We start from the raw sequence: 6,536 nt of genomic DNA, 5'->3' as shown, positions 1-6,536 counted from the left end.
CGCGGGCGGCGGCACCAGCCGCGCCTCCTCGGCCGAGGACTGCGTGACCGCGAGGCCGGCGGCGACCGCCAGCAGGGACAGGGCGCCGGCGAGGGCCGGCAGGCGCCGCCAGGCGGCGGAGGGTCGTATCGGGAAGAGGGGCATGGCTCAGCTCCGCTGTCAGCCGAAGGTGAAGGCAAAGGCCTGGACGCCGGGGTCCAGGAACCGGATCTCGAAGGTGCGGTCGGCCACCGGGCCGTCCTGCCGCACCAGCTGGTACAGGCGCTGGCCGGTCACAATGCCCCGGCCGGCGGCGTCGGTGTCGGTGCCGTGGCTGTCGCCCGGCGCCTGGCCGTCGATGGTGACGCGGAAGCGCACCTGCTTCCCATCCGCCGCCGGGCCCAGCACCAGGTGCAGGTCGCGGGCGTGGAAGCGATAGACGATGCCGCCGTCGGGCCGATTCAGCGCGGCACTCTCGCCGCCGACCGTCCAGTCGCCGGTCAGGCCCCACTGGTTCAGCCGCGGCATCCCGGCGGCATAGACGTGGCTGGCGTCCTGCACGAAGCCGCCGGGCGAGACGAAGTTCTCGGCCCGGTTGCTGCCGAGATAGGTCTCGGGCGACCGCACATCGGCCTGGTCCGAGGCCGCCTCGGCGCCCTGGGCGTCGACCGTGGCCAGCCCGCCGGCGACGTCGGTGTGCCCGGCCTCGGCCAGCAGCTGCTGGATCACCCGCTCGGACCCGTCGTAATCGCCTTCGCCGAAATGCTCGTGCCGGATCCGGCCCTCGGCATCGATGAAGTAATGCGCCGGCCAGTACTCGTTCTCGAAGGCGCGCCAGATGGCGTAGTTGTTGTCGATCGCCACCGGGTAATCGATCTTCAGGTCGGCGATCGCCTTGCGCACATTGTCGACATTGCGCTCGAAGGCGAATTCGGGCGCGTGCACGCCGATCACGACCAGGCCCTGGTCCTTGTACTTCTCGGCCCAGGCCCGGACATAGGGGATGGCGCGCAGGCAGTTGATGCAGGAATAGGTCCAGAAATCGACCAGCACCACCTTGCCCTTCAGCCCCTCCGCCGTCAGCGGCGGGGAGTTCAGCCAGTCGACCGCGCCGGACAGCGACGGGAAGGTGCCCAGCACCGGCAGGGCCTCGGCCTTCATGGCGGGACTGCCGGTCATGGCGACGGAGGCGGGCGGGCCGGCGGGCGCCGGCTGCAGCCTGTCGATCAACCCCTGCTCCAGCGAGGTCGTGCTGGCCAGGGACACGCGGGTCAGCAGGCCGGTGTCGAGGCCCAGCGCGATGGCCGCGACCCCGGCCAGCACGGCGACGCCCAGGCCGCGGCGGATCCATTCGCCGACGCCGAGCGACCGCTTCATCGCCTTGAACACCCGGCCGCCGACCAGGAGCGCGAGGGCCAGGGAGGTGGCGGCGCCCAGCGCATAGGCCAGCAGCAGCACCGAGGTGCCGGTGTTGGCGCCGTTCAGGGCGGCGCCGGTCAGGATCAGCCCCAGCACCGGGCCGGCGCAGGGGGCCCAGAGCAGGCCGGTGGCGACGCCCAGCAGCAGCGACGCCGCCGCGGGCGACCGCGCCGTGCCGCCCTGTTCGGCGGAGTGCGACAGCCGGCTGCCCAGCGCCACCAGCGGTCGGGTCAGCCGGTCGGCCAGATGCGGCAGCAGCAGGGTCAGGCCGAACAGCGCCAGCAGCACGATGGCGGCGATGCGGCCCCCTTCATTGGCGGCGACGGCCCAGCCGCCGGCCACCGCCGCCAACGTGGCGACGATGGCGAAGGTCGCGGCCATGCCGACCAGCATCGGCAGGCCGCTGCTCAGGAAGGGCCGGTCGGCCCGGGCGAAGACGAAGGGCAGCACCGGCAGGATGCAGGGGCTGACGATGGTCAGCACGCCGCCCAGATAGGCCAGCAGGAACAGCAGCATGTCCGGTTCTCGGGATTTCGGTGGCGAGGCACTGGAGATGAGATGGGGCAGCGGCCGGCGCTTCGCCCGTTAGCCGCTGTTAGATGGTGTTGGCCCGGGATGCCGCCCACCGGCGTCCCGCCGCACTGCAAACGTCATGCCCTGTCACCGAATTCACAGCGTCCCGACGATCTGTTCGCCCGACACCGTCGCAGTGTTACAGGGCCGGTTCTTGGCTCGTTGTATGTTGCTTTCCGGCGGGCGATGCGATGAGGTGGCTCTGGTGGTCCAAGGGAGATGGGAGATGCCTCGTCCCGGGCTCTCATGCATGGCGGGCGGCGTCGCTGCGATGCTCGCGGCATCGGCCGCCGCCGCGCCTCTCGACCGGTACACCGGCTCCTTCAATGCCGAGGGCGTGGTCGCGGACGGGCCGGATGCGACGCCCCGTGAGGTGAGCTGCGACTTCACGGTGCTGCAGCGGCAGCCGGACCGGATCGCGCTCGATGGCACCTGCCGGGCCTATTGGATCTTCTCGCGGTCGGTCAGCGCCGACCTGTCCGTCGATCCCCGATCCGGCCGGGTGACCGGGACCTATACGGGGTCGAGGGTCGGGCCGGCCCGGCTGACCGGCCGGCTGGACGGTCCGGCGATCGACGTGCTGATCAATTGGCCCCAGCCGGTCAATGGCCAGATGACGGCCGACATGCGGATCGTCAGCCTGGCCCCGGACCGGCTCCAGATCCTGGTGACGGATCGCGGCGGGCAGGGGGCGCCGCGCGTGACGACGAATCTGACACTGGCGCGTCAGTGAGGCCTTGCCGTCGATTACGTGAGGGAATTCGGCGACAGTGCACGTAATGAATTTGGCAGCAGTACAGGGCGGCGCCAAAGCTGTTGCCGAACTAAGAACTCAAGCACTGTCACTGAATTCCGGTGGCTTCACTTCTGGTTGCCCCATCTCGCCGTTGCCGACGCGAGAGCCTGAACAGCCTCGGCGCCTCCTCCACCCACCTCCTTGGAATAGGTCAAGACGACTGAATTGAAGGCTTCCGCATTAAGGCTTCGGAGATAGGCCAACTCGTTCAGTGACACTAACAGTCGGGCCCGTACGGCATCGGGGTAGATCGCTGATTTCGCGGGGTTTTCATCTATGGGCCAAAGTCGCGCCGGCACAGGAATGATCGGCGTGCCGTCGGGTCCGTTGGGTAGGTCACGGTCGGCCCGAGGATAGTAGCCGTCCGCGCAGTAGACCATCGTGTAGGTCGGGGTCGATGCGTCGATCACGAAAGTGAAGGTTCCGTCGCCCATCGAAGTGCCGGCCGCCAGCGGTGCGTCGCCGTAGGGCGGGCAGGTGTCGCGATCATTTGTCGGGTCGGAGTTTCGCCATGCTTTGACTGTTGCTATAACGGGAGTCGACTGGCGATAGTCGATAATACGACCGTCATGTCTTTTTGGGCCTTCCTGCTGTCCGTGAGCGGAGCCCAGCAGGCTAAGGGCGCCAGCTAGCGAGATGATGAGTACAGGCGCCACATAGCGAACGACCATATCAATCCTCCCAGGATGAAGATCCAGAAACGCCACCACCACCGCTCATTCCCGACAAAGATCTCGACCGCGCCTGAATCCACCAGCACCCGGCCCGACAGGCTGGTCGAGGGGCGGCATTCGATATCGATTTCCTGCGGCCAGGCGAAATCGAGGACATTCAGCTTTCGGATCGGGGTATCCCAATCGACCGTTCGTGCAGTCAGTCGAAGGCTGTCGGGTTCAGCCATGCTGTGCCAATCGCAATCGCTCCCAGGGCCCGGCAAGGGCACTGTCATCTTCCCCACGGGTCGCGACGGGGCTTTCAGATGCAGGGTCGCGGTATCGCCCGTCCGCGATTCTATGACGATGAGTGCGTAGCGATCGGTCTGAAACCACGCCGCGCCGATCAGTATCAGGTAAATCAGAATCAGAAGGACGGTAGATGCCTCAAGGCGTTTGATCGAGGTCGGAAGCGTCTCTCGGCCGAAACCGGGAAGCTCCGGGTCCGCCTTGGCCCAGGTGCCGAACCGATCTGCGACTGTCGAGGCCACCAGCAACGCCAAAATGCCAGTGATCAGAAGTCGGAAGATCAGAGGGGCATTCGTAAAGCTCTCAAAAGTGCTGGTTAGCGAAAGTATGGCCAATATGACAGTGACCGCTGATGCAGATTCGCTGAGTGATTTCAGCATAATTTATGTCCAGTGATAATACGGGGTTATCTAAATATGTGGCTTGAATGCTCAGGTCGATATTGGGATCGCAATGAACTGAATTTCAGCCTGTCTGGCTTCTGTTAGATATCCGCACGGTCCCTTACCAAATCGCACACAAACACCAGCAGCGCCTAAATTCTGATCGCGATGCCCATGATAGAGTGTCTGGATGCGTTCGTGAACCATTCCCGCTTAGGCCGCGCTTCGGGCCGATATGCAATCGGCGACATCACGAGCGCGTCGGATGAGAAATCCAGTGCCACTGTACTATTTTGTGGCTGCTCATCCTCTTGGACTGTATCCCTCTTGTAAGACACAAGAATTTGGGTGGTGCGGGCGATCGGAGGCTGAGTGCCCAGCACTCCCACCCCCAAATTTCCCGCCTCCACTGATGCAGCCGGCACCCCCCTCAAACCCACTTCATCGAGCTGTCATAGGTGCTCCGCCGCAGGCTCTCGACGGCGTAGCGCAGGGCGTCGATGGCGTGGTTCTCGCGGTCCTCCAGCTCGGACAGGATCACGCCGGTCTTCGGGTCGGTGCGGTAGCTGTACAGCGCCAGCTCGTCGATCAGGTGGCGGCAGCGCGGATGCACCAGGATGTCGTGCGCCTTCAGGAACGCGATCCCCTCCTGCACCGACCCCGCGCCCTTGGTCGACCCGGTGATGGCGCCGAAGCCCTGGCGCTGCATGTAGCTGATCGTCTCCGGCCGGGCGCTGTCGGCGATGATCGGGCCCCACCGTGACCCCGGCACGGTGTCGAACAGGGCCGGCGTCCGGTCGATCTCGCAGCCCACGGCATAGGCCTCGTGGTCGACGAACAGCGTCCGGCCCTCGACGAAGCAGCGCAGCAGCACCGTCGGGTCGCGGGCGAAGCCCCAGTCGGCGCCGAACAGGAAGCGGGCGTCGGCCGGCGTCTCGAACGCCTCCACCCGCCAGTTCTCGAACACCCGGGCCTCGCTGTGGGTGCGATAGCCGCCGAGCCAGACATGCTGGTGCTTGTCCGGGTCGCGCGCCCGGTCCCACTCCATCTCCGCCTGCAGCACCTCCGGGAAATGCGGGTTGTCGGAATATTTCACCGGCACCAGCACGGAGCCGGGCGGCGGCGGCCCGCCGCGGAACAGCGCGTCGACCGGGTCGTCCGCCCGCACCGGGTTCCAGGAGAACCACAGCTCCGACCCCTTCTTGCGGATGGTCGGGCGCAGCAGGTCGAGGCTGCGGATCGACAGCGCCTGCGCCTCCTCGACCCAGGCGATGTCGTAGCCCTCCAGCGACTTGATCGACTCCGCCGTGTGGTTCTGCATGCCCTGGAAGATGATCCGGCCGCCGCCGGGCGCCAGGATCCGGTCGGCCCGCACCCGGAAATGCGCGCCGACGCCCAGCGCCTGGATCTTGTCCTCGATCAGCCGCTTGACCGACTGGTCGAGCGAACGCTGAACCTCGCGGATGCACACCGCGCGCACCGGCGCCGCCTCGATGCAGCGCCGCACCAGCAGCTCGGCGAAGGCGTGCGACTTGCCGGAGCCGCGGCCGCCATAGGCGCCCTTGTAGCGGGACCGCTCCAGCAGCGGTTCGAAGGCGGGCGCCAGGTCGGGCCGGGGCAGGGCGGGCAAGGCGGGCGGCACGCCCTCCGGCCGCCCGTCCCGGCCGCGGACATCCCGATGGGCCTGGCCCAGCCCCAGCCGGGCCCCGGCCGCGCCGGCCAGGCGGCGCGCCGTCTCCAGGCACAGGACCAGGATCCGGTCCGGCAGGACCCGACCCCGGACGTGGCCGCCACCGAAGCGGGCGACATCGCCGCGCCACCGCGCGGCGAAGCCGGTCCAGCCCGGCCTCTCTCTTGCCGTACCCCTCTGCATGTCGGCCTCCCACGAAAAAGCCCGCCGCGGCGGGGCCGGGCGGGCGCAACTCTTCGACAGTGCCTGAAATATGCCGTTCGACGTGGCCTCGCGTCAAGAACAAAACACGAACATAAGGTCGGGCGGCTCCAGTTAACACATTGTGCACTTGTATTAATCTGCATTCTGGTTCATGATATGTTCTATGGAGTGCGCGCAGACCGATCCGATGCCGGACAGCCCGGCCGCTCCCCAGGGGGAGCGGGCGGCGGATCTGTGCGTGCTGGCGGAGCTGGTCGAGATCCAGATGTCGATCGCCCGGGCGACGCAGCAGGAGGCGCTGCAGGCGCCGGTGCCGGGCGTCGACTACTGCCAGCGGATCGCCACCGTCGCGCGTGCCGTGCGGCTGACCCTGCTGCTCAAGGACACGCTGTCCCGGCGGGAGGCGGAGCGGCGCAAGGCCGCGGCGCGGCGCGAGGCGGCCCGGGAGGACCGGCACGGGCTGCGCGTGACGCTGGTGATGATGGCGGCGGTCTACGAATCGTCCGAGGAGGGCGAGGAGGATCGCCGCG

The 6,536-nt window shown here is 67.4% G+C and carries 6 protein-coding genes; 2 read left to right on the top strand and 4 right to left on the bottom strand.

Going from position 1 to position 6,536, the window contains the following annotated elements; genetic code table 11:
• Positions 1 to 159: 159 nt before the first annotated feature.
• Positions 160 to 1,914: a cytochrome c biogenesis protein DipZ gene (locus ABDW35_RS29295; protein ID WP_343717381.1), complete on the bottom strand. Its 1,755-nt coding sequence runs from the start codon at positions 1,912 to 1,914 to the stop codon at positions 160 to 162.
• Between the two features lie 283 nt (positions 1,915 to 2,197).
• Here ABDW35_RS29295 and ABDW35_RS29290 point away from each other — a divergent pair, with 283 nt between their 5' ends.
• A complete protein-coding gene (locus ABDW35_RS29290) occupies positions 2,198 to 2,704 on the top strand; it encodes a hypothetical protein (protein WP_343717380.1) in 507 nt (168 codons plus the stop codon).
• Between the two features lie 128 nt (positions 2,705 to 2,832).
• Here the strand turns inward: ABDW35_RS29290 and ABDW35_RS29285 are convergent, their stop codons facing one another.
• The 3 genes from ABDW35_RS29285 to ABDW35_RS29275 form a co-directional block, all read right to left on the bottom strand.
• Positions 2,833 to 3,438: a hypothetical protein gene (locus ABDW35_RS29285; RefSeq protein ID WP_343717379.1), complete on the bottom strand. Its 606-nt coding sequence runs from the start codon at positions 3,436 to 3,438 to the stop codon at positions 2,833 to 2,835.
• On the bottom strand, positions 3,396 to 4,109 hold the full coding sequence (locus tag ABDW35_RS29280) for a hypothetical protein (protein ID WP_343717378.1): 714 nt from the start codon (positions 4,107 to 4,109) through the stop codon (positions 3,396 to 3,398). The genes ABDW35_RS29285 and ABDW35_RS29280 overlap by 43 nt, the downstream gene beginning before the upstream one ends.
• A 433-nt stretch (positions 4,110 to 4,542) precedes the next feature.
• A complete protein-coding gene (locus tag ABDW35_RS29275; protein WP_343717377.1) occupies positions 4,543 to 5,985 on the bottom strand; it encodes a PBSX family phage terminase large subunit in 1,443 nt (480 codons plus the stop codon).
• Between the two features lie 208 nt (positions 5,986 to 6,193).
• On the opposite strand from ABDW35_RS29275, the gene ABDW35_RS29270 reads away from it, so the two are divergent.
• On the top strand, positions 6,194 to 6,536 hold a 343-nt coding region (locus ABDW35_RS29270), incomplete at its 3' end, for a hypothetical protein (RefSeq protein ID WP_343717376.1).

The organism is Inquilinus sp., from assembly GCF_039594555.1.
Lineage (GTDB): Bacteria > Pseudomonadota > Alphaproteobacteria > DSM-16000 > Inquilinaceae > Inquilinus.
This window is presented reverse-complemented; position numbering and strand designations above follow the sequence as displayed.

Coding starts and splice junctions, on each gene's coding strand:
- ABDW35_RS29275 (WP_343717377.1), bottom strand. CDS start 5,985: ATGCAGAGGGGTACGGCAAGAGAGAGGCCGGGCTGGACCGGCTTCGCC.
- ABDW35_RS29285 (WP_343717379.1), bottom strand. CDS start 3,438: ATGGTCGTTCGCTATGTGGCGCCTGTACTCATCATCTCGCTAGCTGGC.
- ABDW35_RS29290 (WP_343717380.1), top strand. CDS start 2,198: ATGCCTCGTCCCGGGCTCTCATGCATGGCGGGCGGCGTCGCTGCGATG.
- ABDW35_RS29280 (WP_343717378.1), bottom strand. CDS start 4,109: ATGCTGAAATCACTCAGCGAATCTGCATCAGCGGTCACTGTCATATTG.
- ABDW35_RS29295 (WP_343717381.1), bottom strand. CDS start 1,914: ATGCTGCTGTTCCTGCTGGCCTATCTGGGCGGCGTGCTGACCATCGTC.